Annotated in this window: 33 protein-coding genes and 2 pseudogenes; 29 read left to right on the forward strand and 6 right to left on the reverse strand. The window is 61.5% G+C overall.

Annotated features, from left to right (window positions below; translation table 11 throughout):
* Window positions 1-135 precede the first annotated feature (135 nt).
* From KI241_RS05470 to KI241_RS05480, 3 genes and pseudogenes are all read right to left on the reverse strand, one after another.
* Window positions 136-303, reverse strand: coding sequence for a hypothetical protein (locus KI241_RS05470; protein WP_168199556.1), 168 nt, complete (start codon window positions 301-303; stop codon window positions 136-138).
* Window positions 300-1,025: a zeta toxin family protein gene (locus KI241_RS05475; RefSeq protein ID WP_042729846.1), complete on the reverse strand. Its 726-nt coding sequence runs from the start codon at window positions 1,023-1,025 to the stop codon at window positions 300-302. The genes KI241_RS05470 and KI241_RS05475 overlap by 4 nt, the downstream gene beginning before the upstream one ends.
* A gap of 159 nt (window positions 1,026-1,184) precedes the next feature.
* A pseudogene (locus tag KI241_RS05480) lies at window positions 1,185-1,539 on the reverse strand (DUF6124 family protein).
* Window positions 1,540-1,988: 449 nt separating this feature from the next.
* Between KI241_RS05480 and KI241_RS27700 the strand changes: the two are divergent.
* From KI241_RS27700 to KI241_RS05490, 3 genes are all read left to right on the forward strand, one after another.
* On the forward strand, window positions 1,989-2,291 hold the full coding sequence (locus tag KI241_RS27700) for a transposase (protein WP_053143627.1): 303 nt from the start codon (window positions 1,989-1,991) through the stop codon (window positions 2,289-2,291).
* Window positions 2,288-3,124 carry an IS3 family transposase gene (locus tag KI241_RS05485; RefSeq protein ID WP_042730720.1) on the forward strand — a complete coding sequence of 279 codons (837 nt, stop codon included), beginning with the start codon at window positions 2,288-2,290 and terminating at the stop codon, window positions 3,122-3,124. The genes KI241_RS27700 and KI241_RS05485 overlap by 4 nt, the downstream gene beginning before the upstream one ends.
* 196 nt (window positions 3,125-3,320) lie before the next feature.
* A complete protein-coding gene (locus KI241_RS05490) occupies window positions 3,321-4,055 on the forward strand; it encodes an XRE family transcriptional regulator (protein WP_212803860.1) in 735 nt (244 codons plus the stop codon).
* 378 nt (window positions 4,056-4,433) lie between these two features.
* On the opposite strand, the gene KI241_RS27705 is transcribed toward KI241_RS05490, so the two are convergent.
* Window positions 4,434-4,628 carry a hypothetical protein gene (locus KI241_RS27705; protein ID WP_234408041.1) on the reverse strand — a complete coding sequence of 65 codons (195 nt, stop codon included), beginning with the start codon at window positions 4,626-4,628 and terminating at the stop codon, window positions 4,434-4,436.
* On the opposite strand from KI241_RS27705, the gene KI241_RS05495 reads away from it, so the two are divergent.
* The 24 genes and pseudogenes from KI241_RS05495 (at window position 4,572) to recX (ending at window position 21,751) form a co-directional block, all read left to right on the forward strand.
* Complete coding sequence (locus tag KI241_RS05495) at window positions 4,572-4,712, forward strand: Com family DNA-binding transcriptional regulator (protein ID WP_234408009.1); 141 nt, start codon at window positions 4,572-4,574, stop codon at window positions 4,710-4,712. The two genes, KI241_RS27705 and KI241_RS05495, sit on opposite strands and share 57 nt — an antisense overlap.
* Before the next feature lie 4 nt (window positions 4,713-4,716).
* On the forward strand, window positions 4,717-5,298 hold the full coding sequence (locus tag KI241_RS05500; protein WP_212803861.1) for a DUF642 domain-containing protein: 582 nt from the start codon (window positions 4,717-4,719) through the stop codon (window positions 5,296-5,298).
* A 57-nt stretch (window positions 5,299-5,355) separates the two neighbouring features.
* A pseudogene (locus KI241_RS05505) lies at window positions 5,356-5,705 on the forward strand (phage holin family protein).
* A 103-nt stretch (window positions 5,706-5,808) separates the two neighbouring features.
* Window positions 5,809-6,393, forward strand: coding sequence for a hypothetical protein (locus KI241_RS05510; RefSeq protein WP_047737023.1), 585 nt, complete (start codon window positions 5,809-5,811; stop codon window positions 6,391-6,393).
* Window positions 6,390-6,572: a DUF2635 domain-containing protein gene (locus KI241_RS05515; protein WP_042729844.1), complete on the forward strand. Its 183-nt coding sequence runs from the start codon at window positions 6,390-6,392 to the stop codon at window positions 6,570-6,572. The genes KI241_RS05510 and KI241_RS05515 overlap by 4 nt, the downstream gene beginning before the upstream one ends.
* Window positions 6,572-8,068: a phage tail sheath subtilisin-like domain-containing protein gene (locus tag KI241_RS05520; RefSeq protein ID WP_047737021.1), complete on the forward strand. Its 1,497-nt coding sequence runs from the start codon at window positions 6,572-6,574 to the stop codon at window positions 8,066-8,068. The genes KI241_RS05515 and KI241_RS05520 overlap by 1 nt, the downstream gene beginning before the upstream one ends.
* Window positions 8,069-8,134: 66 nt before the next feature.
* Window positions 8,135-8,482, forward strand: coding sequence for a phage tail tube protein (locus KI241_RS05525; RefSeq protein WP_042732987.1), 348 nt, complete (start codon window positions 8,135-8,137; stop codon window positions 8,480-8,482).
* Window positions 8,479-8,775, forward strand: coding sequence for a phage tail assembly protein (locus tag KI241_RS05530; RefSeq protein WP_123579582.1), 297 nt, complete (start codon window positions 8,479-8,481; stop codon window positions 8,773-8,775). The genes KI241_RS05525 and KI241_RS05530 overlap by 4 nt, the downstream gene beginning before the upstream one ends.
* Before the next feature lie 130 nt (window positions 8,776-8,905).
* Window positions 8,906-10,480: a phage tail protein gene (locus tag KI241_RS05535; RefSeq protein WP_212803446.1), complete on the forward strand. Its 1,575-nt coding sequence runs from the start codon at window positions 8,906-8,908 to the stop codon at window positions 10,478-10,480.
* Window positions 10,467-11,705 carry a DNA circularization N-terminal domain-containing protein gene (locus tag KI241_RS05540; protein ID WP_212803447.1) on the forward strand — a complete coding sequence of 413 codons (1,239 nt, stop codon included), beginning with the start codon at window positions 10,467-10,469 and terminating at the stop codon, window positions 11,703-11,705. Before KI241_RS05535 ends, KI241_RS05540 begins: the two co-directional genes overlap by 14 nt.
* Before the next feature lie 3 nt (window positions 11,706-11,708).
* Window positions 11,709-12,749 carry a phage baseplate assembly protein gene (locus tag KI241_RS05545; RefSeq protein ID WP_212803448.1) on the forward strand — a complete coding sequence of 347 codons (1,041 nt, stop codon included), beginning with the start codon at window positions 11,709-11,711 and terminating at the stop codon, window positions 12,747-12,749.
* 124 nt (window positions 12,750-12,873) lie between these two features.
* A complete protein-coding gene (locus tag KI241_RS05550) occupies window positions 12,874-13,383 on the forward strand; it encodes a phage baseplate assembly protein (RefSeq protein WP_042732291.1) in 510 nt (169 codons plus the stop codon).
* A complete protein-coding gene (locus KI241_RS05555; RefSeq protein ID WP_042732290.1) occupies window positions 13,383-13,781 on the forward strand; it encodes a phage GP46 family protein in 399 nt (132 codons plus the stop codon). The genes KI241_RS05550 and KI241_RS05555 overlap by 1 nt, the downstream gene beginning before the upstream one ends.
* Window positions 13,771-14,811, forward strand: a complete 1,041-nt coding sequence (locus KI241_RS05560; RefSeq protein ID WP_212803449.1) for a baseplate J/gp47 family protein — start codon at window positions 13,771-13,773, stop codon at window positions 14,809-14,811. The genes KI241_RS05555 and KI241_RS05560 overlap by 11 nt, the downstream gene beginning before the upstream one ends.
* Window positions 14,799-15,398 (forward strand): putative phage tail protein, encoded by a 600-nt coding sequence (locus KI241_RS05565; protein ID WP_047737009.1) that lies wholly within the window; start codon window positions 14,799-14,801, stop codon window positions 15,396-15,398. Before KI241_RS05560 ends, KI241_RS05565 begins: the two co-directional genes overlap by 13 nt.
* Window positions 15,399-15,409: 11 nt before the next feature.
* Window positions 15,410-16,573 carry a phage tail protein gene (locus KI241_RS05570; RefSeq protein ID WP_123579577.1) on the forward strand — a complete coding sequence of 388 codons (1,164 nt, stop codon included), beginning with the start codon at window positions 15,410-15,412 and terminating at the stop codon, window positions 16,571-16,573.
* Window positions 16,570-17,079: a phage tail protein gene (locus tag KI241_RS05575; protein WP_212803450.1), complete on the forward strand. Its 510-nt coding sequence runs from the start codon at window positions 16,570-16,572 to the stop codon at window positions 17,077-17,079. Before KI241_RS05570 ends, KI241_RS05575 begins: the two co-directional genes overlap by 4 nt.
* A gap of 25 nt (window positions 17,080-17,104) precedes the next feature.
* Window positions 17,105-18,016: a phage tail protein gene (locus KI241_RS05580; RefSeq protein ID WP_123579576.1), complete on the forward strand. Its 912-nt coding sequence runs from the start codon at window positions 17,105-17,107 to the stop codon at window positions 18,014-18,016.
* A 13-nt stretch (window positions 18,017-18,029) separates the two neighbouring features.
* On the forward strand, window positions 18,030-18,464 hold the full coding sequence (locus KI241_RS05585) for a phage tail assembly chaperone (protein WP_047737003.1): 435 nt from the start codon (window positions 18,030-18,032) through the stop codon (window positions 18,462-18,464).
* Between the two features lie 21 nt (window positions 18,465-18,485).
* Window positions 18,486-19,049 carry a glycoside hydrolase family 19 protein gene (locus KI241_RS05590; protein WP_212803451.1) on the forward strand — a complete coding sequence of 188 codons (564 nt, stop codon included), beginning with the start codon at window positions 18,486-18,488 and terminating at the stop codon, window positions 19,047-19,049.
* Window positions 19,031-19,567 (forward strand): lysis system i-spanin subunit Rz, encoded by a 537-nt coding sequence (locus KI241_RS05595; RefSeq protein WP_123579574.1) that lies wholly within the window; start codon window positions 19,031-19,033, stop codon window positions 19,565-19,567. The genes KI241_RS05590 and KI241_RS05595 overlap by 19 nt, the downstream gene beginning before the upstream one ends.
* Before the next feature lie 71 nt (window positions 19,568-19,638).
* A complete protein-coding gene (locus tag KI241_RS05600) occupies window positions 19,639-20,139 on the forward strand; it encodes a CinA family protein (RefSeq protein ID WP_042730772.1) in 501 nt (166 codons plus the stop codon).
* An 83-nt stretch (window positions 20,140-20,222) separates the two neighbouring features.
* A complete protein-coding gene (gene recA, locus KI241_RS05605; protein WP_042730773.1) occupies window positions 20,223-21,275 on the forward strand; it encodes a recombinase RecA in 1,053 nt (350 codons plus the stop codon).
* 8 nt (window positions 21,276-21,283) lie between these two features.
* Window positions 21,284-21,751: a recombination regulator RecX gene (gene recX, locus KI241_RS05610; RefSeq protein ID WP_047736997.1), complete on the forward strand. Its 468-nt coding sequence runs from the start codon at window positions 21,284-21,286 to the stop codon at window positions 21,749-21,751.
* Window positions 21,752-21,795: 44 nt separating this feature from the next.
* Here recX and KI241_RS05615 read toward each other — a convergent pair whose 3' ends face one another.
* A complete protein-coding gene (locus tag KI241_RS05615; protein WP_212803452.1) occupies window positions 21,796-22,914 on the reverse strand; it encodes a TIGR00730 family Rossman fold protein in 1,119 nt (372 codons plus the stop codon).
* A gap of 245 nt (window positions 22,915-23,159) precedes the next feature.
* Between KI241_RS05615 and KI241_RS05620 the strand changes: the two genes are divergently transcribed.
* Complete coding sequence (locus tag KI241_RS05620; protein WP_042730776.1) at window positions 23,160-23,357, forward strand: hypothetical protein; 198 nt, start codon at window positions 23,160-23,162, stop codon at window positions 23,355-23,357.
* 27 nt (window positions 23,358-23,384) lie between these two features.
* Here the strand turns inward: KI241_RS05620 and KI241_RS05625 are convergent, their stop codons facing one another.
* Window positions 23,385-23,807, reverse strand: a complete 423-nt coding sequence (locus KI241_RS05625; protein WP_042730777.1) for a quorum-sensing-regulated virulence factor family protein — start codon at window positions 23,805-23,807, stop codon at window positions 23,385-23,387.
* A gap of 184 nt (window positions 23,808-23,991) precedes the next feature.
* Here KI241_RS05625 and KI241_RS05630 point away from each other — a divergent pair, with 184 nt between their 5' ends.
* Window positions 23,992-24,738 (forward strand): tRNA-uridine aminocarboxypropyltransferase, encoded by a 747-nt coding sequence (locus KI241_RS05630; RefSeq protein ID WP_042730778.1) that lies wholly within the window; start codon window positions 23,992-23,994, stop codon window positions 24,736-24,738.
* Window positions 24,739-24,844: the final 106 nt, after the last annotated feature.

Consider the following 24,844-nt stretch of genomic DNA (forward strand, 5'->3'; position numbering starts at 1 on the left):
ATCGCATTGGTAAAGCTGGTTTTCTGAGCCTGGGGTATTTCCTGCCAGCGGAGTGCTTGCAATCGCCTTACGGAGCATGAGCTGGGGATAATAAAAAACCCGACGCTTGGTCGGGCTTCTCTTAAAATCCGGATATTAGGTTCGTTTCGCCTCGGCTTGCATCATCAGCTGATTTTGCTGCTTGGTAGCTTCAATCAAAACCTCGCTGTAAACACGCTTCTTTTGGTCCGATTTTGCATTGCGAATGAAATCGGCAAAGGTGCTTTTGGCCCCTTTAGTCAAGCCTAGCTTGATCGAGATCATAGGTGCGCTCCTGATGGTGGCCCGAGCGTGGCCTTTAGGTCGGCCCGCGTGTGTCGCTCAGGGATATGGTAGTCAATTTTATCGACACCAGCTTTGTAAAGTCGTCCCGAGTTGTCGATATGCTTGAGCAATAGATCCACATGCACGTCGCCTTGGTACTCTAGCTTAAGCGCGTTCACTACGTCACGTGCGGCGAAGTAATGCTCGATGAAGTGTTCTTTGCGAATTCTCCGGCCTTCAGCCGCTTCACGAGCGTTGACGAATCCCCATGCAAGCACCGGAGATTGGTAGACATACAAAATCTGTACGAATCGGCCTTTTTTCAAGGAGCGATCTACGTTCCGTCTTGCTACGTCTATGTTGGAAAACGTTCCGTCGAGGATGAAGGATTGCCTTTGGTCTAACGCAAAATCTAATATTTTTTCGACCAGAATTGACACGCCACCCTGAAAAAGCCAGGAGTTTGCTCCCGTGTACGCGGGAAACTCGCTTCGCAACTCATCGGGATCTATGCGTAGGATGGCTGCATCCGCAAATAGATTCACCAAGGCTATGGAGGCCTCGGTTTTACCTGCGCCCGGAGAGCCTGCCATGAAAACTGATACTGGTGCCTCTTCTGGCGGATAAATCAGCTTATCTGTGAGTCTTCTCGCAATTATTTTTTTATTGGATCGAGCGAAGCGCAACGCGCTTTCACAAGCGTCTTGCTCCGCTGGTGTCATTATCTGGTTACGTGAATCGGCATCGTCCGTCATTAATCCAGCTCCTTCTCGATAATGCCTGCTGTCTGAGCCGAGCTAGGCGGCCTAGTGCTGTTTAATGATGTGGGCGAGCCCGTGGCGAGGGGCACGTCCCCCTCGCCGGGACTGCATCATGAATGCCTACCTCACCTCAACCACATCCAACGCCCGATTCGCCAGCAATTGCCCTAGCTCAATCATCTGCTGGACCCCCCAGCGCGATATGTCGCCGCGAGCCCTCCAGGTCGAACGCCAGGTCACTGACCATGACGTTGGCCGAGGCCAGGGTTTCGCTGAGGTTGGCGAGCAGGCACTCGGCATCGATGTTCGGGGCGATGATGAAAAGGGTGTCGAGGGTGTCGCAGGTTTCTTTGTCGGCTTTTGGTTCGAGGTAATAGTCCAGGGCGCGGGTGGCGGCTTCGTCGAGTTTCTTGGCGTTGGCCGATTGGCTGCGGGAGAAGTGATCGTCAGGGAGATTTGGAGTGTTCTTCGGCATTCTATGGATCCTTGGAGTTGAGCCACCACACACTCGCGACTAAACGAGGGGTGGCAGCTGTACGCAGGTTAGTCGACCGGGGATCCAAGGAACCGGCGCGCCCGAGGGCGCCCTGCGCACAGCCACCATCAAGTACAGGGATGGGATACCTGACTAATGGAGCAGTGAGCACCTTGGAGTACCGAGCGACTAAACCCGATCACTGATGGGCAGTGACGAGAACTAAAGTACCGATGGGATCCAAGGTGGACGAGCCGGCGGATTCTGGCGTAGTTGTAGGCCGAGGCGCAAGGCGATGTAGCCTGGTGCCGCGCATTTGAAGGACGGGGGCGGAGCCTTTTCCTAAGGGTATGTAGGGCGATTCCGTAGCGAGGGAGCTGAACTGGCCTAATGATTTTGGACACTTCAATCGGGCGCTATGATGGCGCCCAAATCTGAGGTGTTTGGCTATGCGTAAATCTTATTCCAGTGAGTTCAAGCTCAAAGCTGCCAGCATGGTGCTGGACGAAGGCCAGTCAGTTCCTGAGGTCTGTGCCACTCTGGATATTGGCCCTACTGCCTTGCGCCGTTGGGTCGACCAGGTTCGCAAAGAGCGCTTGGGTTCGACCCCGGAAGGGGCCAAGGCGATTACCGCCGATCAGCGAGAGATCCAGCAGCTCAAAGCGTTGCTCAGGCAAAAAGACCTGGACATTGAAATCCTAAAAAAGGCCAGTGCTCTCCTGCTTTTGGACTCCAAAGATCATTCTCGTTGATCAATGAGCTGGACGAGCAGTACGGCGTTAACAATTGCTGTCGGGCGTTTGGAGTCAACCGCAGCAGCTTTTACGCCTGGCGTCAGCGCCAAGGCAAGGTGAAGCCTGAGCGGGAGAAACTTAAAGCCGTGCTGGTCGAACATCACAAGGAATCCAGAGCGTCCGCAGGGTCTCGCACCCTTTCTAAGGAGTTGCAAGCAAAGGGGCATCGCGTCGGGCGACATATGGCTCGCAGCTTGATGCGCGAAGCCGGTGTTGCCAGTCATCAGCGGCGGCGGCACAAGTACAAATCTTCCGGCGTGGAGGCCCTGGTGGCGCCGCACGTGCTCAAGCGCAAGTTTGATGTCACGGCGATCAATCAGGTGTGGTGTGGTGATGTGACGTACATCAAGGTGGGTAAGCGCTGGATGTACTTCGCGGCAGTACTGGATTTGTTTGCTCGCAGGATCGTGGGGTGGTCGTTTTCAATGATTTCCGATGCCACGCTGACCTGCGAAGCGTTGCGGATGGCGGTGCAATTGCGAGGCCGTCCAAAAGAGGTGCTGTTTCATTCTGATCAAGGTTGCCAATACACCAGCCACAAATTCAGGAATGAGATGCGCAAGCATGGACTCCTGCAAAGCATGAGTCGCAAAGGTGAGTGCTGGGACAACGCCCCGATGGAGCGTTTCTTTGGGAGCCTGAAATCAGAGTGGGTGCCAGAAGATGGCTACAGCTCGGAGCATGACGCCCGCGTGGATGTGCAGCGTTATGTGATGCGTTACAACAACGTCAGGCTCCATAGCTACAACGACTATCGGTCGCCGGTAGCTATGGAGAAACTGGCGGCGTGAAACCTTAACTGGTGTCCAGAATTACTTGACCAGTTCAAGCTTGCTCCCGCTTGAGTGCGAAGCGCTCCCAAAAGGGGGCTGCTTCGCAACCCAGCGGGAGCAAGCTCCCTCGCCACAATGAATGCAAAGGCTGCAATTGCATATTTATGCGAAACAGCATTTGTTTTCTGCAAAAAGAACAAGCACTATGCGCGTTATGCAAAAACGCAACGTTTCGACCGTATTAAGAGCACTGCTCGACCAGCACGGGATCTCCCCCACGGAGCTTCACCGGCGTACAGGCGTGCCCCAGTCCACCCTCTCGCGGATCCTCAGCGGCAAGATCGTCGATCCTTCGGATAAACACATCTCGAAGATCGCCGAGTACTTCGCCGTGAGTACCGACCAGTTGCGCGGGCGCGCGGATGTGGCCGCTGCCGGCGGCAGTCGTCGCGACGAGTCCCATGCCGAGCTCAAGGACATAAGCCTGTGGGACGACGAGACCCCCGTCGAGGAAGACGAGGTGTCGATCCCTTTTCTGCGTGAGGTTGAATTGGCTGCTGGATCAGGAAGATTCGTCATCGAAGAGAGCGAGCGCTCAAGCCTGCGCTTCGGCAAGCGCAGCCTGCGCCATAACGGCGTGCAGTTCGACCAGGCCAAATGCGTGACGGTACGCGGCAACAGCATGTTGCCGGTGCTGCGCGACGGCGCCACGGTCGGGGTGAATGTGGCTCGATGCAGCATCGGCGACATCGTCGACGGCGACCTCTACGCCATCAATCACAATGGCCAACTGCGGGTCAAACAGCTTTATCGACTGCCCACCGGTATCCGCTTGCGCAGCTTCAATCGCGATGAACATCCGGATGAGGACTACAGCTTCCAGGACATGCAGGAAGAGCAGATCGTCATCCTTGGCCATGTCTTCTGGTGGGGCATGTACGCCCGCTAACCCTTCCCCTGTCAGATAAAACCCGCCGTTGTGCGGGTTTTTTTTCGCTCCCGAAAACCCTCTGAGCCCTGCATTCGCTGGCCTTTGATGCGTTGGTGCATTTATGCTGCATAAATAAATGCATTTGTGCATTGACTGTATATGCATACATGCATAACCTGTGTCCAAGCCGCTCGACAAAGCGGCTGGCGACAACCGCTCTTTAGTTTCACCAAACAGGCAGCGATGAACCGGCCTCAACGGTTCAGAGGGTTGGCAACTGGCCCGGGTGTGCAGCGTAAAGCACCAGAAGCAGTTATCCGGCGGGCAGGGGCCGCGGTCGGAGGAACAATTTGAATGGATCCGTACCGCGCCAGTCGCGCCGAAAGATCAAGCGCATTACTGAAAAGCCTGGGCAACCGGGCTTTTTGGAATGCCTGCGCCGTGAGGCGCGTTCAACACATCACCGCCGCCAATGGAGGGCTTTCCATGCTGAAGGATTTCAGGTGCGGTCACTGCAAACGACTTCTGGCCCGTGTGGGCGAGAACACCGAACTCCAGATCAAATGTTCCCGATGCGGGACGTTGAATCATGTGAAGGCCGTGAGCCTCGAGTCATCGCCTTTGAGCGAAATGAATGCGCAATGCTGCGCGCAAAAACATCGACTCTTTGGGTGAAAGCATGAAAAAAATCAAACGTCTTATCGGTTCGCTCGTCTTGTCCACCGTGCTGTTGGCGGCGAGCGGTGCCGCCTTCGCGGCCAACCTGGTCGTGAACGGCAGTTTTGAAACCCCTGGTTGTGGCAATGATTGCGTACTCAATACCCCGGCCCAAGCCGACTTCGTGAACGGTTGGACCACGTTCCTGTCGGGCGTGGAATACATCAATGTCAGGGCTGCCATCGGCAGTTCGGTCGCCGCTGAAGGGGCCATGAGCGTCGACCTCGCCAACTACACCTATCAAAACGGCGGTGGTATCCAGCAAAACATCGACACGGTGGCAGGTGCACGATATCGCCTGACGTTCAGTGCCGGCAGTTCCAAGTACGTGGGCCGCACGGGGACCGGCATCATCAACGTCAAGGTAGCCGGCCAGACCACCCGTTTCGACACCCCTGTCGCCACCAGTGACGCGACCGTATGGGAAACCCGAACCTACGAGTTCACCGCGGTGAGCGCTCAAACCACATTGAGCTTCTGGAATGAGCAGGATCCGAATGCTCATTTCGCCTTTATCGACAACGTCATTGTCGAGTGGCTGTAAAACACCGTCCGCGCCGCAATTGCCCACCCCATCAACCATCACCCCCCGGAGGCGTGAATGACAAACGAGCAACAAGCGTTGCTGGACATGCCGATCTGGCTGGTCATCGTGCTCGCCCTGGTGGGCGGGGTGTCCGGCGAGATGTGGCGTGCCGACAAGGAGGGGCCCGCGGCTGGTCGTTGCTGCGCCGCGTGGTCCTGCGCTCCGGCGCCTGCGTGGTGTGCGGCGTCTCGGCGACGATGCTGCTGTATGCCCTGGGCATGTCGATCTGGAGTGCCTGCGCCTTCGGCTGCCTGACCGCCATGGCCGGGGCCGATGTGGCCATCGGTCTTTATGAGCGTTGGGTAGCCAAGCGCATTGGGGTAGCGGGGCCTGCCGACCGCGACTCTCATCCCGATCAGCCGTAGACACAAAACACCTCCAACCTCTGCTCCAACTGCCCCACCGCTCGCGCAAGCAAGCCCTTCCACCGCGTTCTGACTTTACTTGCCTATCACTGGAGCACTCTCCATGAAGATCACGCCGATCCTCACGCAGTTGCGTGAGCAATGCCCGACGCTTGCCAATCGAGTGTTCGCGGCCCTGGACCTCGCCGCGCTGCAAACGGGCGCCGCCGTGCCGGTCCCTTGCGCCTATGTGCTGCCGACCACGGATGTGGCCAGCCCGAACACCGCGCAGAACGTCACGCTGCAAACGGTGCGTGATGGTTTCGATGTTGTGCTGGTGCTCGAGGCCAGTGACGTGGCGACCGCATTGGATGGCCAGCACGACCTGCGTGCCGAGTTGTGGCGTGCGCTGGTGGGGTTCAAGCCCGGCGCCGATTACACCGGCATCGAATACGACGGCAGCGAACTGATTTCCCCCATTGGCGGCCACGCGTTGTTCCGGCTGCGCTTTTTCGCGCAGTTCCAGCTGGGCCGCAACCTGACGAGCCAGCTTGCCGAAAGCTGGCACGAACGTGAACTGGACGGCTTGTCGTCCTTTACCGGGGCCACCGTGCGGGTCGATGCCATCGACCCGGCGGACCCCAACCTCAAACGTCCCGGCCCCGACGGGCGCCTGGAACTGACTTTCTCTGGAGACGTAACCCCATGAGCAAACGCATCACCGTGCTGCCGGCCCCGGGCCGTGCCGTACCGGACCCGGAAGCGGACGATCTGTTGCCCCTCGAGGGCCGTGAAGTGCCGGACAACGCCTGGTGGCGTCGACGTCTGGCCGATGGCGATATCACTACCAAAGCCGTGAAAGCGGCCAAACCACAGGGAGCCAAATAATGGCGATCGGATTCAGCAACATCCCCGCGGACATTCGTGTTCCGCTGTTCTACGCCGAGATGGACAACTCGGCCGCCAATAGCGCGTCGTCGTCCATGCGCCGATTGATCGTCGCCCAGGTCAACGACAACGTTGCCCCGGAGCAAGTCGGCAAGCTGGTGCTGGTCTCCAGCGTTGCCCTGGCCAAAAGCATCGGCGGGCAGGGCTCGATGCTCGCCTCGATGTACGAGACCTGGCGCAAGACCGACCCGCTCGGCGAAATCTGGTGCCTGCCGCTGCACAACGTCGAAGGCGCCATCGCCAAGGGCGTGCTGACCCTCACCGGCACCGCGACGCAAAGCGGTGTGCTCAACCTGTACGTGGGTGGCGTACGCGTCCAGGCGGCCATCGCCAACGGTGCCACCGCCGCCCAGGCTGCGACGGCGCTGGCCTTGAAAGTCAACGCGACGGCCGACCTGCCGGTGAGCGCTGCGGCCGTCGACGGTGTCGTGACCCTCAACGCCAAATGGACCGGCGACGGCGGCAACGATATCAGCCTGCAATTCAATCGCCTGGGCAAGAGCAATGGCGAAGATACCCCTGCGGGCCTGACCACTGCCGTCACCGCCATGACCGGCGGCGCTGGTGTGCCGGACCAGACCGCCGCCGTCGCGGCCCTGGGCGACGAGCCGTTCGAGTTCATCGCCATGCCGTGGTCCGATCTGTCGAGCCTGAATACCTGGCAAGCGGTCATGGACGACAGCACCGGTCGCTGGTCCTGGGCCAAGCAGTTGTTCGGCCATGTCTACAGCGCCAAGCGCGGGACCATCGGCACGCTCGTCGCCGCCGGCCAGGCGCGCAACGACCAGCACATGACCATCCAGGCCCTCGAGCCGGGCGTGCCGCAACCGTCGTGGGTCCAGGCCGCCGCGCTGGCCGCCCGTACCGCTGTGTTCATCTCGGCTGACGCCAGCCGTCCGACCCAGAGCGGCAGCTTGCCCGGCCTGGACCCGGCGCCGGCCAGCGAGCGTTTCACCCTGACCGAGCGCCAGTCGCTGCTCAACTACGGCATCGCGACGGCCTACTACGAAGGCGGCTACGTGCGCATCCAGCGCTCCATCACCACGTATCAGAAAAATGCCTTCGGCCAGGCTGACAATTCCTACCTGGACAGCGAAACCCTGCACCAGTCGGCCTTCATCGTGCGCCGTCTGCAAAGCGTGATCACCAGCAAGTACGGTCGCCACAAACTGGCCTCCGATGGCACGCGTTTCGGCGCCGGCCAGCCCATCGTGACCCCGAGCACGATTCGCGGCGAGCTGATCGCCCAGTACGCCAAGCTCGAACTGGAAGGCCATGTGGAGAACGCCGAGCTGTTCGCCGAGCACCTGATCGTCGAGCGCGACAGCCAGGATCCGAGCCGGGTCAATGTGCTGTTCCCGCCGGACTACATCAACGGCCTGCGGGTGTTCGCGCTGCTCAACCAGTTCCGTCTGCAGTACGACGCCGCCGCTTGAGTGTCGGGTTTGATTGGATGATTCCAGCCCACCGCGCGTGGGCTTTTTATTTGAAGGAGAAACACCATGGGTCAACTGATTGCGGGTACCTGCTACGTCAAAGTGGACGGTGCTCAACTGACCATCAACGGAGGCTGCGAAGCGCCACTGATGTTCACCAAACGCGAAACCGTCGTGCCGGGTTTCTACAAGGAAACCGACATTGCCCCGTCCTTCAAGGTGACGGCGCTGCACACCGCGGATTTCCCGCTCAAGCAACTGGTGGCCGGCACCGACATGACCGTCACCTGCGAGTTCAACAACGGCAAGGTCTACGTGCTGGCCGGCGCCTACCTGGTGGAAGAGCCGGTGTCCAAGGGTGACGACGCCACCCTTGAGCTGAAATTCGAAGGCATCAAGGGGACCTGGCAATGACCGATGTCATGACGTTGCACGTGGCCATCGAGGCCCACGGCGAACCGTTGAACGAACTGACCTTGCGCCGTCCGACGGTGCAGGAGGTCCGGGCGATCAAGGCGCTGCCGTACAAGATCGACAAGAGCGAGGAGGTGAGCCTGGACATGGATGTCGCGGCCAAATACATCGCAGTCTGCGCCGGTATCCCGCCGTCGTCGGTCAACCAGTTGGACCTGGCCGACCTCAACGCACTGAGCTGGGCCGTCGCGAGTTTTTTCATGAGTGCGGCGTCGCAGCCATCGGCGACCTGATCGCCGCCGCCTATGACCTGGCCTGGTTCTGGACGGTTGACCCCGAACAGATGATGGCCAGGCCACTGGATGTGCTCCGTGAGTCGTTGGAGCACGCGCAACGGATCAATGCGATGCAGCAGGTGCAGTGATGGCAGACACACAAAAGGTAGAGAAAAAAGCGTTGCTGCTGACCGGCATCGACGAGCTGTCGCCCAAGCTGGCCAGCCTGCGGGCGAAGGTCCAGGGCTTCAAGCAGAACCTCGATGCCACCGGCCTCGGCAGCCTGGATATTTCCGGACTGCTGCCGGACGGCGGGATCGCCAAGCCATTCATGGAAGGCCTCCGATCGGCGGCGGCTTTCAAGGGTGAAGTTGCTGGGGTGAACGCGGCGGTCGGCGCCGTCCAGGCGCCCGCCGCGCCTGGCGTGGCGGCACAGAGCCTGGATGGATTGAAGACTTCCATCAGCAATGTGTCGTTGCAGTTCGGCACGGCGCTGGGGCCGGCGGTCAATGCGATGACGGTCGGCCTGCAGCCGATGATCAGCGGCGTGACCCAGGTGCTGCAGGACAACCCGCAACTGGTACAAGGCCTGGCGGCGGGCGCCGTGGCGTTCAGCGCGATCCAGACCGCCGTCAACGGGGCGAGCCAGGCTTTCGAGGTGGTCAACCTGGCCTTGAAGATGAACCCCATCGGCCTGATCGCCATGGGTATCGCCTTGGCGGCCGGGATGATCATCGCCTACTGGGAGCCGATTTCGGCGTTCTTCGCCGGGCTCTGGCAACGGCTTGCGCCCATCGTCGTGCCGATGGCCGAGTTCTTCAAGACAATGTTCGCCTTCACCCCGCTAGGGCAGGTGATCAGCAACTGGGGGCCGATCAGCAGTTTCTTTGGCGCGCTGTGGAATGTGCTGGTGGCGGCGGCGACGCCGGTCATCGGTTTCATGCAGACGCTGTTCGCCTGGTCGCCCCTGGGCTTGATCGTCAACAACTGGGGGCCGCTGACCGGATTGTTCTCGGCCATCTGGGATCTGCTCAGGGCCTTGACGGTACCGGTGATGGACGCGCTCCAAGGGCTGTTCAACTGGACGCCGTTGGGCCTGATCATGGCCAACTGGGGCACCCTCGTGGACGTCTTCGCCGGGATCTGGGAAGGCCTGCGCAGCCAGGTGTCGATGATGCTGACGGTGTTCGGCGGGCTGTTCGACTGGTCGCCCATCGAGGGCCTCATGAAACAGTGGGGGCCGGTGGGGGAGTGGTTCAGCCAGTGGTGGGACCAGCTGCAGGGCGTGCTCGCGCCGATCAAAGCGTTTTTCAACACAGGTTTTGGCGAAGTCATCACCACGTTCACCGGTAAGGTTCAAGGGCTGACCGAAGCGCAACGCAAGACCAATGCCGAGGGCAAGGGCGAGCTGGCGCCGGCGTTTTTTGGTGGCGCCCGTGAACCGGCCCCGGGGCTGTCCTCCAGCCTGGCACCGGTGCCTGGCAACCTCCCGGCGAACGCCTCGCTGACGCCCGGCGCACTGGGGCAAACCTCCAGTGCGTTGGTGCAACAAAGCGCGGCGAACAACCGCACGCAACTCGAAGGCGGCTTGACCGTGCGCTTCGAAAATGCGCCGGCCGGGTTGCGCGCCGAGCCACCGCAAACCAATCAACCCGGCCTGGCGGTGAGCTCGCGCATCGGTTACCGCTCACTTTCCACAGGAGGCTCCAATGAGCTGGCGTGACCGTTTGTTGCCGGCGTCGTTTCGCGGCGTCGGATTCTGGGTCGACCAGGCGAAAACCCCGGTCGGCCACAAGGGCCAGTTGCATGAGTATCCACAGCGCGACCAGCCGTTTTTCGAAGGGCTGGGCCAGCAGGCGAAGATTCATGAGCTGACGGCGTTCATTGTCGGCGCCGATTGCCTGGAGCAGCGCGACAAGTTGCTCAAGGCTCTGGAGCAGGGCAGTGGCGAGCTGGTGCATCCGTGGTTGGGACGAATGCAGGTCAAGGTGGGCGAGTGCGACATGACCCAGACCCGCCAGGACGGTGGGCTGGTGACGTTTGCCTTGAAGTTCTATCCCGACCAGCCGCTGCAATTCCCTTCGGCGGCGATCAACAGCCAGAAACTGTTGCTGGTGTCCGCCGACAGCTTCCTGGGTTCGGCGGTGCGCCGTTTCGAAGACGCGATGAGCCTGATCAAGGCCGCGCGGATCGGCGTCGCCGACCTGCGCAACAGCCTCAAGGAGGTGTACGGCGTGATCGAGCAGGAACTCAAGCCGTTGATCGAGACCTATCGGCAGATCAACGACCTGGTCAAGGCCGTGAAAGCGTTGCCCAAGGAGGTGGTGGCCGAGTTCAAGGGGTTGTTGGGGGATGTTCGCCAGTTGAAGGATTTTGCCCGTGACGGCTACCGCGGCGTGATTGCCAGCGTGTCGCAACAGGTAGAAGCCATCCGCCAGGCGGACGCGCCCAAGCTCACCACCGGCAAGGACACCACGGCGGCGGCCCAGGCCCTGGCCGACCTGGTCCAGGACACGCTGCTGGTGCAGGCCGCGCAATGGATCGCGGCGATGCCCGTGGCGGCGCCGGTGGTCAAGCTGGGGGCCACCCCGTCGGTGGCGCAGCAGGCCGTGCAGCCGATCCAGCGGCGGGACGTGCCGGTGGCCGATGATGTGCTGGCCCTGCGCGATGCTCTCAACGAAGCGATCTGGCAGGCCTCTCTCAAGGCGGACCCGGAGCATTACCAGGCCCTCAACCAGCTGCGTCAGCAAATGGCCGCGCACCTGACGGCAGTGGCGTCGTCGGGCGTACGGCTGATCAATTTGTCGTTCAAGCAAAGCCTGCCGGCGCTGGTGGTGGCCTATCAGCAATTCGCCGATGCCACCCGGGTCACCGAAGTTATCCAGCGCAACGGCGTGGCCCACCCCGGTTTCCTGCCGCCCAACAACCTGAAAGTCTCGGGGGAGTAAGCCATGAGCGAGCTCGACAATAGCGTCACGCTCACCGTCGGCGGGCTGGACTACGGCGGTTGGAAAAGCGTGGAAATCAGCGCGGACCTGGAGCGTCAGTTCCGCACCTTCAAACTCGACATCACCTGGCAATGGCCGGGGCAGACCCAGGCGGTGCCGATTCGTCCCGGTGATGAATGCCAGGTGCGCATCGGTGCCGACCTGTTGCTCAGTGGCTATGTGTTCAAGGCCCCGATCAGTTATGACGGGCGCCAGATCACGCTGAGCATCGAAGGCGGGTCCAAGACCCAGGATCTGGTGGATTGCGCGGCGATCAACCGTCCCACCCAATGGCGCGGGCAGACGGTGCTGAGCATCGTCCAGGCCCTGGCGTCGCAATACGGCGTGGGCGTGGTGAGTGAAATCCCGGAAACCGCGCGGTTGAGCGAGCACAGCATCGTGCCGGGAGAAACCGTCTTCCAATCCATCGACCGCTTGCTGACGTTGTTCCGGGTGTTTTCCACCGACGACGCCGAGGGCCGCGTGCTGCTGGCCAAGCCCGGCAGCGGCGGGCGGGCCAGTGATGTGCTGGAGTTGGGCAAGAACATTCTCTCGGGCAACGCGCCGAGGGACTACAGCCAGGTGTTCTCCGAATACCGGGTCATCGGCCAGCACAAGGGCAATGACCAGCGCAGTGGAACCGCCGTGAGCGAGGTGTCGGGCGCGGCCACTGACTTGAGTTTCAAACGTAAGCGGGTGACGGTGATCAGCGAAAGTGCCCAGTTGACCTTTGAATTGGCCCAGCAGCGGGCCGACTGGGAAAGCGCCATCCGTACCGGCCGGGCCCTGACCACCACCTACCGCGTGCAGGGCTGGCGCCAGGCCAATGGCGACCTGTGGCGGCACAATACCCTGGTGCGGGTGATCGATCCGGTGTTGGGGTTCGACGGCGACCTGCTGATTTCAAAGGTGACGTACTCACTGTCTGCCCAAGGCTCCGTCACCACCTTGCAAGTCGCCCCGCCCCATACCTTCGACGCGAACCCGGTCAAGCCCAAATCCTGAGCACAGTTTCCGTCCAGCACACCTCTTCTGTGGGAGCGGGCTTGCCCGCGAAGGCGGCGGTACAGCCACCGCCCACCCTGACCGGCGCCCAAGCCGCTCTCACCCGATTTCCGAAGGAACCCCAATGAGCCTACTGACCCGCCTCCTGGCGCGCGGCACTGTCGTGCTCGCCAATTCGGCTTCCAAGTTGCAGTCGCTGCAGATGCGCCTCACTGCCGGCGAAGTGAACGACGACATGGAGCACTTCGAACCCTACGGCTTCACCAGCAACCCCCTCGCCGGCGCGGAGGGCATTGCGACTTTCCTGGGCGGCGACCGGTCCCACGCGGTGGTATTGGTGGTTGCCGACCGCCGCTTTCGTCTCAAGGCGCTGGCCCCCGGCGAAGTGGCGATCTACACCGACGAGGGCGACAGGATTCACTTCAAGCGCGGCCGTGTGATCGACATCGACACCGCCACCCTGAACATCCGCGCCAGCCGCGCGGTGAACATCGACAGCCCCGTCATCAACCACACCGGCAAGATCGTTTCCCAGGGCGACCAGATCGCCGGTGGCATCAGCCAGATCAAGCATGTGCATGTCGGCGTACAGGCCGGCAATGGCCAGACCGGTGCGCCGGCGGGAGGCCAATGATGTTCATCAGCCAGAACCTGCACGCCGCGTTGACCCGCTCGGTGCTGATCAGCCTGTTCACCTGGCGCCGCGCCGCTGACGACGACGCCGTCGATGACGAGGAACGTTTCGGCTGGTGGGGCGACACTTTTCCCACGGTCGCCGATGACCGTATCGGCTCGCGGCTGTGGTTATTGCGACGGGTCAAGCTGACCCGCCAGACCCAGCTCGACGCCGAGTTCTATGCCCGCGAGGCGCTGCAATGGCTGATCGACGATGGCCATTGCAGCGCTGTCGAGCTCATCAGCGAACGCCTCGACGCCCAGCGCCTGAACCTGCGCACGGTCCTGACCCTGGCCAACGGCGAGCGCCTGGATATCAACCCCGATAACAGTTGGCAGGTGACTTATGCCGTTTGAAACCCCTTCGCTGCCGGTGCTGATCAAGCGCGCCCAAAGCGACCTGGCCAGCGATTCGCTGCGCCAGTCCGATGCTCAGGTGCTGGCCCGCACCCTCGGTGGCGCCGCCTATGGCCTGTATGGCTACCTGGACTGGATCGCCGAGCAGATTCTGCCGGACAAAGCCGACGAGTCGACCCTGGAGCGCATTGCCGCCCTGCGCCTGAACCAGGCGCGTAAAGCTGCCCAGGCGGCCAGCGGCACAGTCAGCTTCACGGCGAACGCCGGTGCGGTGCTGGATGCCGACACGCTGCTGCAAACCACCGATGGCCGCACCTACAAAGTGACCGCCGCCCGCACCACCGGCAATGGCCTGAACAGCACCACCGTTGTCGCACTGGAGGCCGGTAGCCTGGGCAATGCCGACGCCGGCCTGGTCCTTGCGCCGGTGCAGCCGATCCTCGGCATTGGCAGCAGCTTCACCGTGCTGGCGCCGGGGCTGACCGGCGGGGTCGCCCGGGAAAGCCTGGAGTCCCTGCGGGCGCGAGTGATCCGTTCCTACCGCATCATTCCCCACGGCGGCTCGGCGCAAGACTATGAAACCTGGGCCCTGGAGTGCCCCGGTATCACCCGCGCCTGGTGCCGCGGCAGTTATCTGGGACCCGGCACCGTCGGCCTGTTCGTCATGCGTGACGATGATCCGCAGCCGATTCCCAATGCCGAGCAACTGGAAGAGGTCCGGGCCCATATCGAACCGCTGCGCCCGGTGACCGCCGAAGTGCATGTGCTGGCGCCGACGCAGGTGCCGATGACCTACCGGCTGCGCATCACCCCTGACACCAGCGCGGTTCGCGCGGCGATCGAGGCTCAATTGCGCGACCTGCACAACCGCGAAGCCGGCCTCGGCGAAACGCTGTTGCTGACCCACATCGCCGAAGCCATCAGCAGCGCCACGGGCGAAACCGATCACAAGTTGAGCGCGCCAAGCGCCGATGTGACCGCGGCCAGCAATCAACTGCTGACGTTCGGGGGCTGCGTATGGCTGGAATAAGAACCGCCGGCGAGTACCAGGCCCAACTGCGCAGCCTGCTGCCCAGCGGCCCCGCCTGGGACCCGGAACGAGTGCCGGAACTGGAGCAGGTGCTTGACGGCATCGCCCAGGAACTGGCGCGTCTCGATGCGCGTGCTGCTGATCTGTTGCATGAAATGGACCCGGCGGGTGTGAGCGAACTGGTGCCGGATTGGGAGCGGGTGATGAACCTGCCAGACCCTTGCCTGGGCGCCACGCCGTTGTATGACGATCGCCGCCTGGCGGTGCGTCGACGCTTGCTGGCGGTTGGCAGCCAGGCCATTGCGTACTACGTGGAAATCGCCAGGAGCCAGGGCTACCCCAACGCCACCATCACCGAGCACAAGGCCCCTCGCATGGGCCGTGCACGGTTCGGCGAAGCCCATTTCGGCACCTGGCAGGCACAGTTCATGTGGACCCTCAACACCGGCGGTCGCCTGCTGCTCGGTCGGCGTTTTGGTGCCAGCTACTGGGGCGAGCGCTTTGGCGTCAACCCGGGCTCGGCCCTGGAGTGCCTGATCCACCGCAGTGCGCCAGCACACACGAAGGTTCACATCAATTATGACTAGGGAATAGAAAGATGGATTATCCAAAAAGTGTACCCAGCGCTGGGTTGGTCAATGGCAAGTTCGTTGATGAAAACCCGCTGACCGGCACGCCCGGCTCCTTGATTCCGGCAGCCTGGGGCAATGGCGTGACCCAGGAAATCGTGAATGTCATCAAGGCGGGGGATCTGACGCCAGATGAAACCCAGAATGATCAATTGCTCGAGGCGATTCAGTCGGTCACGGCCAAGGGCTGGAACCAGGACCTCGCTCTTCCGATCGCCGCTTTACCGCTGCCAACGATTGCCACGGCGGACGCCCGACTGGCCATAACCCCGGTAGCACTGTCTACCAGCGGCGGTCGTGTCTCGATTCCGGCGGGTACATACATCAGCCTCGGACAAGAGGTGCTGAGTGGGCGGTTGGGGCGAACACGTACCTACCTGACGGCAAACTGGAGCAGCGCCGATTTGTTGCCCAGCAGCAGTTATTTTCTACGAGCGCAGGTCATAGGCGGTGTGCTGACGTTCTATATGCAGCGTGGCAGCCTGTATGACCTTCCTCCGGAATCCTTGAAGGGCACTGTCAATGGCGCGTCCGGCGGCGGATTCGCGTCCACCCCCCTGGACATGTGCCTGGCGTGGGTCATGACCGGGACGCCAGGTTCCGCGCCGACTGTCCGCGCCATCTACAACCGCGCTCAATTGACCTGGACGCAAACGGTCAATGGCACGGGGGTGGTGTATCTGCCACTGGATCCGCATGCTCGTGCAGCGCGGCTCGTGGCCGGCAATCCGACCCCCGCGTCGAACGCCGTCACCTCGCTGGCGTTCGTCCAGACTGGATGGCTTGGGGGCAACTACAGCTACCTGTCTCCCGTTGCGACAACGCCTGGCAACAATGCCGTGGGTTGGGCAACCCCTTCAAGCCCGTACATGTGCGTGTTGTTCTCCAGCAACGTCGTCAATGATGTGAGTGTGTCCACGGTCACGGCCAGTTTTGACCATACCCAGTCGCGTTCGCTGTGGCAGTCGTACCAGGCCGAGCACACATTAGGCGCAACGATCGCTGACAGTGACGAGCTGCTATTGAGCATGGGGATCAAGGGACACCAGGCGCTGACGGATTACAGCGTGGGTATCGGCGTCAACTTCACCAACGCAGTCAATGTCCACCTGTCCTGGGAGATCATCCGATGAAAGTCATTCAAGAACTGCATGAGTACGAAGATGGGCTTCGTCCGCCTCCGCCTTCTCCCGCCCATGCCTGGGAGGACGGCAAGTGGGTGTTCAATGACGAGTGTGCGGCCGAGCTGTTGCGCCAGGAAGTCGAGCGCCTGAGCGCCTGTGTCGATGCCGCTGCCGACAGCGCACGGCGCACACTGGTCGGCGATCCGTTGCGGGCCTTGGAGTACCAACAAGCCGCCGTGCAAGCGCAGGCCTTCAAGGATGAAGGCTACCCGAAGAAAGCCGTCCCGTTGGCCGTTTCTGCGTGGGTTGTCAGAGGGCGCACCGCCAGGCAGGCGGCCGATCAGATACTCGCCAAAGCCACTGAATGTGAAGCGACCCTGCTGGCGCTACGTGAGGTGCGCCTCAAGGCCAAGGCGCGGATCCAAGGGCACCTTGCCAAAGGTCATGCGGATCTGGCCAACCAGGCCGCTGATGAGGTGCTGGCGGCTATCCGGGCGCTGACAGTCCGCGCCTGAGCCTGATCTTAGAGAGAGCAATAACATGGATTATCCAAAAAGTGTGCCCAGCGCGGGTTTGGTGGGCGGCAGGTTTGTCGATGAAAATCCCCTGACGGGTACACCGGGGTCCTTGATTCCGGCCAGTTGGGGGAATGGCGTCACGCAGGAAATAATCAATGTGATCGAGGCCGCGGGGATCACGCCATCGGAAGAAACCTACAATCAATTGCTATCCGCGCTGCGTGGCGGCGGGTTGTTTCTGACCGCCCCGCAGTTCGATAACGACAAGAGCGTGGCCACCACGGAGTTTGTCGTTCGCAATGGGGTACAGTATTGCGGTTTTGACGTGTATGCCGGCAGTACCACGCTGACGCTCAAGGATGTGGGGGGCGTCGCCAGCTTCGCCAGCGAAACCCCGGTGACTGCCAAGTTGCCAGCGACCGCGGGAATCCTGCAGGGCGCTACGGTCCTGATTGTCAACGCGGGCAATGGCGTCGTAACCGTTTCAACGTCTTCGGCGGCCGACAGATTGTCCGGGTCCAATGGCGCGGAGGGCGTCATCAGCATTGGGCTGGGAGAAACGGCAGCCTTCATCAAACTCAGCAACCAATGGCGCCTGATTGGCGGCACGGCGGCCCTGAAGTATTCGGCCATGTCGTCTTCATCGTTGCAGCCCAATGGCTGGAAGCGGATTCCCGATACCACCAGCCCGACGGGCTACGTGATCGAGCAATGGGGCGTTTCATCGAGCGGCGCGGATGCCAATGGTGTGCTGGTGACGTTTCCGATGTCGTTTCCCAACGCCGTCAGGAACATCACCGTGACCGACGGGGGCCCCACCTGTGCGGCCTTCGGTGTCTCCATCGCTTCGCTGAGTCAGTTCAGGCTGTATGGTCGGGACTATAACGGCGCCTACTCAAACTGGACTGGCCTCTGGCGGGCGATTGGCTACTGAAAAGGAGATCGTCATGTTGCTTTTTTACGCTCCATCCACGGGTGGCTTTTACAACTCCATCGACCATTTCGGGAAGCTTCCTGAAGATGCCGTCGAGATTTCGGAGCACACCTACAACGGGTTGTTCGCAGCGCCTTTTTTAAACAGGTCCATAGCGTCGGATACCAACGGGCATCCGGTCTTGTCCGAGCGTTTGGTCAACAAGGTCGAGGCACAAATCATCAGCGAGACACACTGGCGCGATGCTCAGCTCAACGCCACCGACCGGCTCGTGGCTCGCGATCGCGATGAGATGGATGACGGAGGCGGCACAACGCTGGACCAGGCCCAGTACACACAACTGCAGGCCTATCGACGTGCCCTGCGAGAGTGGCCGCAGGACGAGCTGTTTCCGGCGGCCGAGCACCGACCTGTTGCGCCGCCCTGGCTGGCGACGCCATTTCAGTAATGTTTTTTCGATGGTCAGGCTATGGACATCACACAAGCACAACTTGCCCTCATCATGCCCAACGCCCGCTCCCAAGCGGGCGTTTTCATTCCAGCCCTCAACACCGCCATGTCCCGCCACCGTATCGATACGCCTAAACGCATTGCTGCGTTTTTGGCGCAGATCGGCCATGAGTCGGGGCAGTTACGGTACGTGCGCGAACTCGGCAGCGAGGCCTATCTAAGGCAATACGACACTGGCGCGTTGGCCGCTCGCCTGGGCAATACGCCGGTGGCGGACGGCGACGGCCAGAAGTATCGCGGCCGAGGTCTGATCCAGATTACCGGCCATGACAATTATCTTCGCTGCAGTCAGGGGCTGTTTGGCGATGCACGTTTGCTGGCCTTGCCTGAGCTTCTTGAACAGCCGCAATGGGCCAGCGAATCCGCCGCCTGGTTCTGGGAGCAGAACGGCTTGAACGAGCTGGCCGATCGCGACCAGTTCAACAGCATTACCCGGCGCATCAACGGTGGTTTGAACGGCCTGCAGGATCGTCTGCAGCTCTGGGCACGGGCGAGGGCGGTGCTATGCCAGTCTTCGGCCTGATGCCGTTTTCCTTGCGCACCTTCGGCGTCGTTGCCTTGCTGGTGCTGCTGGCCGGTGGGCCGGCGGCCCTGGCATGGCGGCTCCAGGATTGGCGCTATGGCCGCCAGTTGGCGCAAATGGCCCAGTCCCGGGCCGAGACGCTGAATCAATTGGCCCAGGCGGCAGCGACGCAACACAAGGCCGAGCAAGACAAGCGCCTCGTCCTGGAACAACGGCTTGCCGCCAGCGAACAAACCCACTACCGAGCCTTGAGCGATGCCCAACGTGACCAGGATCGCCTGCGCGATCGCCTTGCTACTGCCGATGTCCGGCTGTCAGTCCTCCTCGACGCCAGCGATGCCCCCGGTGGCTGTGCGCTGCCTGCCGCCGCCGGCGCCAGCGGCATGGATCATGGCGCCCCACGCGCCCGACTTGACCCGGCGCATGCTCAACGAATTATCGCCATCACCGACGCCGGCGACCGCGGATTGATCGCCCTGCAGGCTTGCCAGGCCTACGTCAGGGCCCTGGGTCGGTAATTCGGCGAGCCTTGCAAGCGTCGACCGCTCGTGTACGGTAGACCTTCATCGCGTCGAATCTGGAGAGCACCGTGGACGACATTACCGAACTGGCCGCTGAATTGGGTCGGCGCTTGCAGTTGCTCAATGCCCATGTCACCACCGCCGAGTCCTGTACCGGGGGCGGGATTGCCGAGGCGATCACGCGGATCCCAGGGAGCTCGGCCTGGTTCGAGGCCGGTTACGTGACTTATTCCAATCGCCAGAAGACCCAGCAACTGAATGTACCCAGCGGCTTGTTCGAGACGGTGGGGGCGGTCAGCCGCGAGGTGGTCGAGGCCATGGCCCAGGGCGCCCAGCATAAAAGCCTGGCGCGGTTTGCCGTGGCGGTCAGCGGCGTGGCCGGGCCCGACGGGGGCTCACCGCACAAACCGGTGGGCACCGTATGGCTGGCCTGGGGCGTTGGCGCGACGGTGATCAGTGAGCAGCGCTTTTTCCCGGGCAACCGCGATGAGGTCCGCCGACAAACGGTGAAGGCCGCGCTAGAGGGGCTGCTGCAGCATGCCTCGGTAGAAATCTCAAATCAGGGGTAGGCGATCTTCAATCCCTGTGGAATAATACTGGCTACTTATACAGGTGTTGGCCGCCAGGCCTTATTGATTACGTGAGGACTTTAATGGACGACAACAAGAAGAAAGCCTTGGCTGCGGCCTTGGGTCAGATCGAACGTCAATTCGGCAAGGGTGCCGTAATGCGTATGGGCGATCAAGACCGTCAGGCTATTCCTTCCATCTCCACCGGCTCCCTGGGCCTGGACATTGCGCTGGGCATCGGCGGCCTGCCAAAAGGCCGGATCGTTGAAATCTACGGCCCTGAGTCGTCCGGTAAAACCACGCTGACCCTGTCCGTGATCGCCCAGGCCCAGAAAGCCGGCGCGACCTGCGCTTTCGTCGACGCCGAACACGCCCTGGACCCGGAATACGCCGGCAAGCTGGGCGTCAACGTCGACGACCTGCTGGTTTCCCAGCCGGACACCGGCGAACAGGCCCTGGAAATCACCGACATGCTGGTGCGTTCCAACGCGGTTGACGTGATCATCGTCGACTCCGTTGCCGCCCTGGTGCCAAAAGCTGAAATCGAAGGTGAAATGGGCGACATGCACGTGGGCCTCCAGGCTCGCCTGATGTCCCAGGCCCTGCGTAAGATCACCGGTAACATCAAGAACGCCAACTGCCTGGTGATCTTCATCAACCAGATCCGCATGAAGATCGGCGTGATGTTCGGCAGCCCGGAAACCACGACCGGCGGTAACGCGCTGAAATTCTACGCCTCGGTTCGCCTGGACATCCGCCGTACTGGCGCGGTGAAAGAAGGCGACGAAGTGGTCGGCAGCGAAACCCGCGTCAAGGTTGTGAAGAACAAGGTGGCTTCGCCGTTCCGTCAGGCCGAGTTCCAGATCCTCTACGGCAAGGGCATCTACCTCAATGGCGAAATGATCGACCTGGGTGTGTTGCACGGTTTCGTCGAGAAGTCCGGCGCCTGGTATGCCTACAACGGCACCAAGATCGGTCAGGGCAAGGCCAACTCGGCCAAGTTCCTGGCGGACAACCCGGAAGTCGCTGCGGCCCTCGAGAAGCAACTGCGCGACAAGCTGCTGAGCCCGGTTGCCGACGTCAAGGCAGTGGCCAGCCGCGAGACCGCTGACGACCTGGCTGACGCTGACATCTGATCGATTCGATGACCGTCGTACTCGATACCCTCGTCGCGGTGCGGCGAACGGCGATGGATCTGCTTGCCAGGCGCGAGCACGGGCGGGTCGAGCTGACGCGTAAGCTGCGTCAGCGCGGAGCGCCCGATGAATTGATCGACACGGCCCTCGACCGTTTGACCGAGGAAGGCCTGCTGTCGGAAGCTCGCTACCTTGAAAGCTTTGTCTCGTATCGCGCCCGCTCCGGTTACGGTCCGTTGCGAATTCGCGAGGAGCTGGGCCAACGGGGTTTGCAACGCCCCGATATCGAACTCGCCCTGCGCGAAAGCGGTATCGATTGGCAAGAGCAATTGACGGACACCTGGCGCCGCAAGTTTTCCGGGCATTTGCCCATCGATGCACGGGAACGCGCTAAGCAAGGGCGATTTCTGGCATATCGGGGGTATTCCATGGAGATGATCAACCGTTTGTTCAGCGGTCGCGGTCTGGATGATTGAACAAAAAGGCCCGCTATTTCGATAGCGGGCCTTTTTTTATGGGCTCAAGTCGCCTTGATCGGCTCCCATGTAAGGGGTTGGACCTTCTGGGTGGGTTCGGCCCAGTTCTCTGCCAGGTTGATGTAGTCCACCAGTTCCCTCAAACGACCGTGATCGCGGGCGTTGAAGGTAAAGGCCAGTCGCGTCAGATGGCTGAAGCGGGCCTCATCGTGTTCTTCGTCGCTGTAGTCATGCTGATGAAAGCAGTCATTGAGGCACAGGTCGGCGAAGGCCACCTGCATCTGTTGGAGCGCCTGTTCGCTGAGCTTGTGGTTCATGCGAATCACGAACTGGTGCTTGAGCCAGCGGCTGGAGTGGAAGTTGCGATAGAACTGGTTGATCTCCTCCACGGCGTCTTCGGCGTTGTACACCAGGCGCATCAGTTTCATGTCCGTGGGCAGGATGTAGCGGTTCTCCTCCAGTTGTTCACGGATGAAATCCAGGGCGCCTTGCCAGAACTTGCCGCCCGGCATGTCCAGCAGGACCACCGGCACCAGCGGGCTCTTGCCGGTCTGCACCAGCGTCAATACCTCAAGGGCTTCATCCAGCGTGCCGAAGCCGCCCGGGCAGAGCACCAGCGCGTCGGCTTCCTTGACGAAGAACAGTTTGCGGGTGAAGAAAAAGTGGAACGGCAGCAGGTTCGGCGTGCCTTCGACGGTCGGGTTGGCGTGCTGTTCGAAAGGCAGGGTGATGTTGAACCCCAGGCTGTGGTCGCGTCCCGCGCCTTCATGGGCCGCCGCCATGATGCCGCCGCCGGCACCGGTGATGACCATCATGTCCGAGCGCGCCAGCGCCATCCCGAGTTCCCGGGCCAGGCCGTACAGGGGATGCTCGATCGGCGTCCGAGCCGAGCCGAAGACGGTCACCTTGCGCCGTCCCTTGAACTGTTCGAGCGTGCGGAAGGCGTGTTCCAGTTCCCGCAGTGCCTGGAGGGTGATCTTGGCATTCCAGCGGTTGTGATCTTCCTGTGCCATACGCAGTACGGTCAGGATCATGTCGCGATAGATGGGAAGGTTCGGGCTGTTGGGTGAGACCAGGTTGAGTTGTTCTTCAACCTTGTGGATGAGGTCGTGGCCGTGGTTTTCAAAATGACGACTGAGCAGGTCATTCGGTTTATAAGGCATTCAACTTCTCCTTCTTGGCAGGACGAATCCAGATCCTCGCCCCGATCGTTGCTGTCTTGATCATGGCGCTCAAAAGTGACAGTTGGCAACCGCTGGATGTAGGCATGGATGCGCTGCGCCGCTCGTCAGATGACCAGCCAGGCGTACAGGGCTCTGATTTACTGAATATCAAGCGTGCCCATGCAAGCCTAGGGCTGGGTGCCACGCGGTGGATTGAGGACGGATCATGCAGGGAGGCGTGAAAGATGAGGGTGACACTGGAACTCGACAGGCAGTTGTATCTGATGCTGTTGGAGTCGGCCCAGGCCAATCGAGTGAGCCTGGAGGAAGAGTGCTGCCGCCGGTTGGAAGGGCGGGCCTGGCGCTCGCGCTACCTACAGGCGCTGGTGGAGGAATTGCGCGCCGATGATGAGCAGCGGCGCGACAGTGGCCTGTGTGGTTGATGCCTACAGGCCACGGGGCCGGCAGGGTTACTTCTTCGGCTTGGTCGCTTTCGGGCAATCCGATTCCTGGAAGCGTTCCGTGGCGACCGGGCGGTTGGTCTTGACCTCGGTAAACTCGTAACGCATCGTCGCGCCCTTGGCCATCAGCTTGCGGAAACCCGGGTTGGTGCACACCGTGGAACCCAGCTGGAAATACACGGCCTTGGGGTCTGCACGCATTTTCTGGGCGTGGCTGCTCTGCACACTGAGGTGGTTGATCAGCTCGGTGCCTTCGACGGTGTAGCCTTGGTCGAGAATATCTTCGTTGATCGCCCGCGGCGTACCGATGCTGCTTTCCTTGGCAACGTTCTGCAGCATCTTGTTCAGTTCGAGTTCTTTCAGCGAGGCAGCCTGAGCGCTGAAGGACGTCGCCAGCAGAACGGCAACGGTAGGGACGATAAGGCGCAGCATGAAACTCTCCTGGTTCAGTGACGGTTTGTTCGACCGATCACATGACTGTGCGTTCAGTGGCCGGGAATTATAGGGGAGCCAGGGTGGACGGTACAGGCTTGCGCGCTCTGGTAGACTGCCGGCCTTTATTGCCCTGCCGAGTGTTGTTCGTGTCCAGTTCCCTTGTACGTCGGTGTCGTCCCCGATGAAACATGCCCCCAACGCCGTCGCCTGCCTGCGCGACCAGCGTATCGATGAAGGCATCAAGCCGCTCCAGGCTCGTGGCTGGCGGGCTCCCCGTTGCAGCGCCTGCCGGGTGATCGAGAGTCATTGCCTGTGTGCCTGGCGGCCGACTGTCGAGACCCGTTCCGGGGTCTGCCTGATCATGACCAACAAGGAAGTGTTCAAGCCGAGCAACACCGGTTGGCTGATTGCCGACGTGGTGCGCGACAATCACGCGTTCATCTGGTCGCGTACCGAGGTCGACAAACAACTGCTGGCGCTGCTGAACGACCCGCAATGGCAACCCTACCTGGTGTTTCCGGGCGAGTACGTCGAGCCTTCCCGGGTGACCCACACAGTTGACCTCGATCACGCCAGGCGCCCGTTGTTCATCCTGCTGGACGCCACCTGGACGGAAGCGCGGAAGATTTTTCGCAAGAGCCCGTACTTCGACCGGCTGCCGATCCTGAGCCTGCTGCCCGACCGGTTGTCGCGCTACCGCTTGCGCCGTTCGACCCGCAGCGAGCACCTGTGCACCGCCGAGGTCGCGGCGTTGTGCCTGGAACTGGCAGGAGACAGCGATGCCGCGTCGGCCCTGGACGCTTATTTCGACGTGTTCAGCCAGCACTACCTGGGGGCCAAGCGCCAGCAGGCGGTGAATGTCTCGACCCCGGCCCACGCCGAGTTGCAGCCCTTCATTCGCACTGCACCTGCCGTGTTGGCGCAATAGTGGCCCATACTGGACGCAGGGGCGGCCGTGCTGCTTGACCACCCCGGCTTCGCTGGGCATGCTTGGCGCCGACCCGGGTGCGGCCAACGGCTAAGATGCTGTGTTT

Source organism: Pseudomonas sp. Cab53 (genome assembly GCF_018325965.1).
Taxonomy (GTDB): domain Bacteria; phylum Pseudomonadota; class Gammaproteobacteria; order Pseudomonadales; family Pseudomonadaceae; genus Aquipseudomonas; species Aquipseudomonas chlororaphis_E.

Bases quoted from the DNA above. Each gene is read 5' to 3' on its own strand.
- KI241_RS05500 (WP_212803861.1), top strand. From the start codon at position 4,717: ATGAAAAAAATCAAACGTCTTATCGGTTCGCTCGTCTTGTCCACCGTG.
- KI241_RS05560 (WP_212803449.1), top strand. From the start codon at position 13,771: ATGCCGTTTGAAACCCCTTCGCTGCCGGTGCTGATCAAGCGCGCCCAA.
- KI241_RS05590 (WP_212803451.1), top strand. From the start codon at position 18,486: ATGGACATCACACAAGCACAACTTGCCCTCATCATGCCCAACGCCCGC.
- KI241_RS05470 (WP_168199556.1), bottom strand. From the start codon at position 303: ATGATCTCGATCAAGCTAGGCTTGACTAAAGGGGCCAAAAGCACCTTT.
- KI241_RS05615 (WP_212803452.1), bottom strand. From the start codon at position 22,914: ATGCCTTATAAACCGAATGACCTGCTCAGTCGTCATTTTGAAAACCAC.
- KI241_RS05580 (WP_123579576.1), top strand. From the start codon at position 17,105: ATGGATTATCCAAAAAGTGTGCCCAGCGCGGGTTTGGTGGGCGGCAGG.
- KI241_RS05570 (WP_123579577.1), top strand. From the start codon at position 15,410: ATGGATTATCCAAAAAGTGTACCCAGCGCTGGGTTGGTCAATGGCAAG.
- KI241_RS05525 (WP_042732987.1), top strand. From the start codon at position 8,135: ATGGGTCAACTGATTGCGGGTACCTGCTACGTCAAAGTGGACGGTGCT.
- KI241_RS05555 (WP_042732290.1), top strand. From the start codon at position 13,383: ATGTTCATCAGCCAGAACCTGCACGCCGCGTTGACCCGCTCGGTGCTG.
- KI241_RS05530 (WP_123579582.1), top strand. From the start codon at position 8,479: ATGACCGATGTCATGACGTTGCACGTGGCCATCGAGGCCCACGGCGAA.
- KI241_RS05540 (WP_212803447.1), top strand. From the start codon at position 10,467: ATGAGCTGGCGTGACCGTTTGTTGCCGGCGTCGTTTCGCGGCGTCGGA.
- recA (WP_042730773.1), top strand. From the start codon at position 20,223: ATGGACGACAACAAGAAGAAAGCCTTGGCTGCGGCCTTGGGTCAGATC.
- KI241_RS05510 (WP_047737023.1), top strand. From the start codon at position 5,809: ATGAAGATCACGCCGATCCTCACGCAGTTGCGTGAGCAATGCCCGACG.
- KI241_RS05585 (WP_047737003.1), top strand. From the start codon at position 18,030: ATGTTGCTTTTTTACGCTCCATCCACGGGTGGCTTTTACAACTCCATC.
- KI241_RS05515 (WP_042729844.1), top strand. From the start codon at position 6,390: ATGAGCAAACGCATCACCGTGCTGCCGGCCCCGGGCCGTGCCGTACCG.
- KI241_RS05565 (WP_047737009.1), top strand. From the start codon at position 14,799: ATGGCTGGAATAAGAACCGCCGGCGAGTACCAGGCCCAACTGCGCAGC.
- KI241_RS05630 (WP_042730778.1), top strand. From the start codon at position 23,992: ATGAAACATGCCCCCAACGCCGTCGCCTGCCTGCGCGACCAGCGTATC.
- KI241_RS05575 (WP_212803450.1), top strand. From the start codon at position 16,570: ATGAAAGTCATTCAAGAACTGCATGAGTACGAAGATGGGCTTCGTCCG.
- KI241_RS05550 (WP_042732291.1), top strand. From the start codon at position 12,874: ATGAGCCTACTGACCCGCCTCCTGGCGCGCGGCACTGTCGTGCTCGCC.
- KI241_RS05595 (WP_123579574.1), top strand. From the start codon at position 19,031: ATGCCAGTCTTCGGCCTGATGCCGTTTTCCTTGCGCACCTTCGGCGTC.
- KI241_RS05490 (WP_212803860.1), top strand. From the start codon at position 3,321: ATGCAAAAACGCAACGTTTCGACCGTATTAAGAGCACTGCTCGACCAG.
- KI241_RS05535 (WP_212803446.1), top strand. From the start codon at position 8,906: ATGGCAGACACACAAAAGGTAGAGAAAAAAGCGTTGCTGCTGACCGGC.
- KI241_RS27705 (WP_234408041.1), bottom strand. From the start codon at position 4,628: ATGATTCAACGTCCCGCATCGGGAACATTTGATCTGGAGTTCGGTGTT.
- KI241_RS05520 (WP_047737021.1), top strand. From the start codon at position 6,572: ATGGCGATCGGATTCAGCAACATCCCCGCGGACATTCGTGTTCCGCTG.
- KI241_RS05625 (WP_042730777.1), bottom strand. From the start codon at position 23,807: ATGCTGCGCCTTATCGTCCCTACCGTTGCCGTTCTGCTGGCGACGTCC.
- recX (WP_047736997.1), top strand. From the start codon at position 21,284: ATGACCGTCGTACTCGATACCCTCGTCGCGGTGCGGCGAACGGCGATG.
- KI241_RS05475 (WP_042729846.1), bottom strand. From the start codon at position 1,025: ATGACACCAGCGGAGCAAGACGCTTGTGAAAGCGCGTTGCGCTTCGCT.
- KI241_RS27700 (WP_053143627.1), top strand. From the start codon at position 1,989: ATGCGTAAATCTTATTCCAGTGAGTTCAAGCTCAAAGCTGCCAGCATG.
- KI241_RS05620 (WP_042730776.1), top strand. From the start codon at position 23,160: ATGAGGGTGACACTGGAACTCGACAGGCAGTTGTATCTGATGCTGTTG.
- KI241_RS05545 (WP_212803448.1), top strand. From the start codon at position 11,709: ATGAGCGAGCTCGACAATAGCGTCACGCTCACCGTCGGCGGGCTGGAC.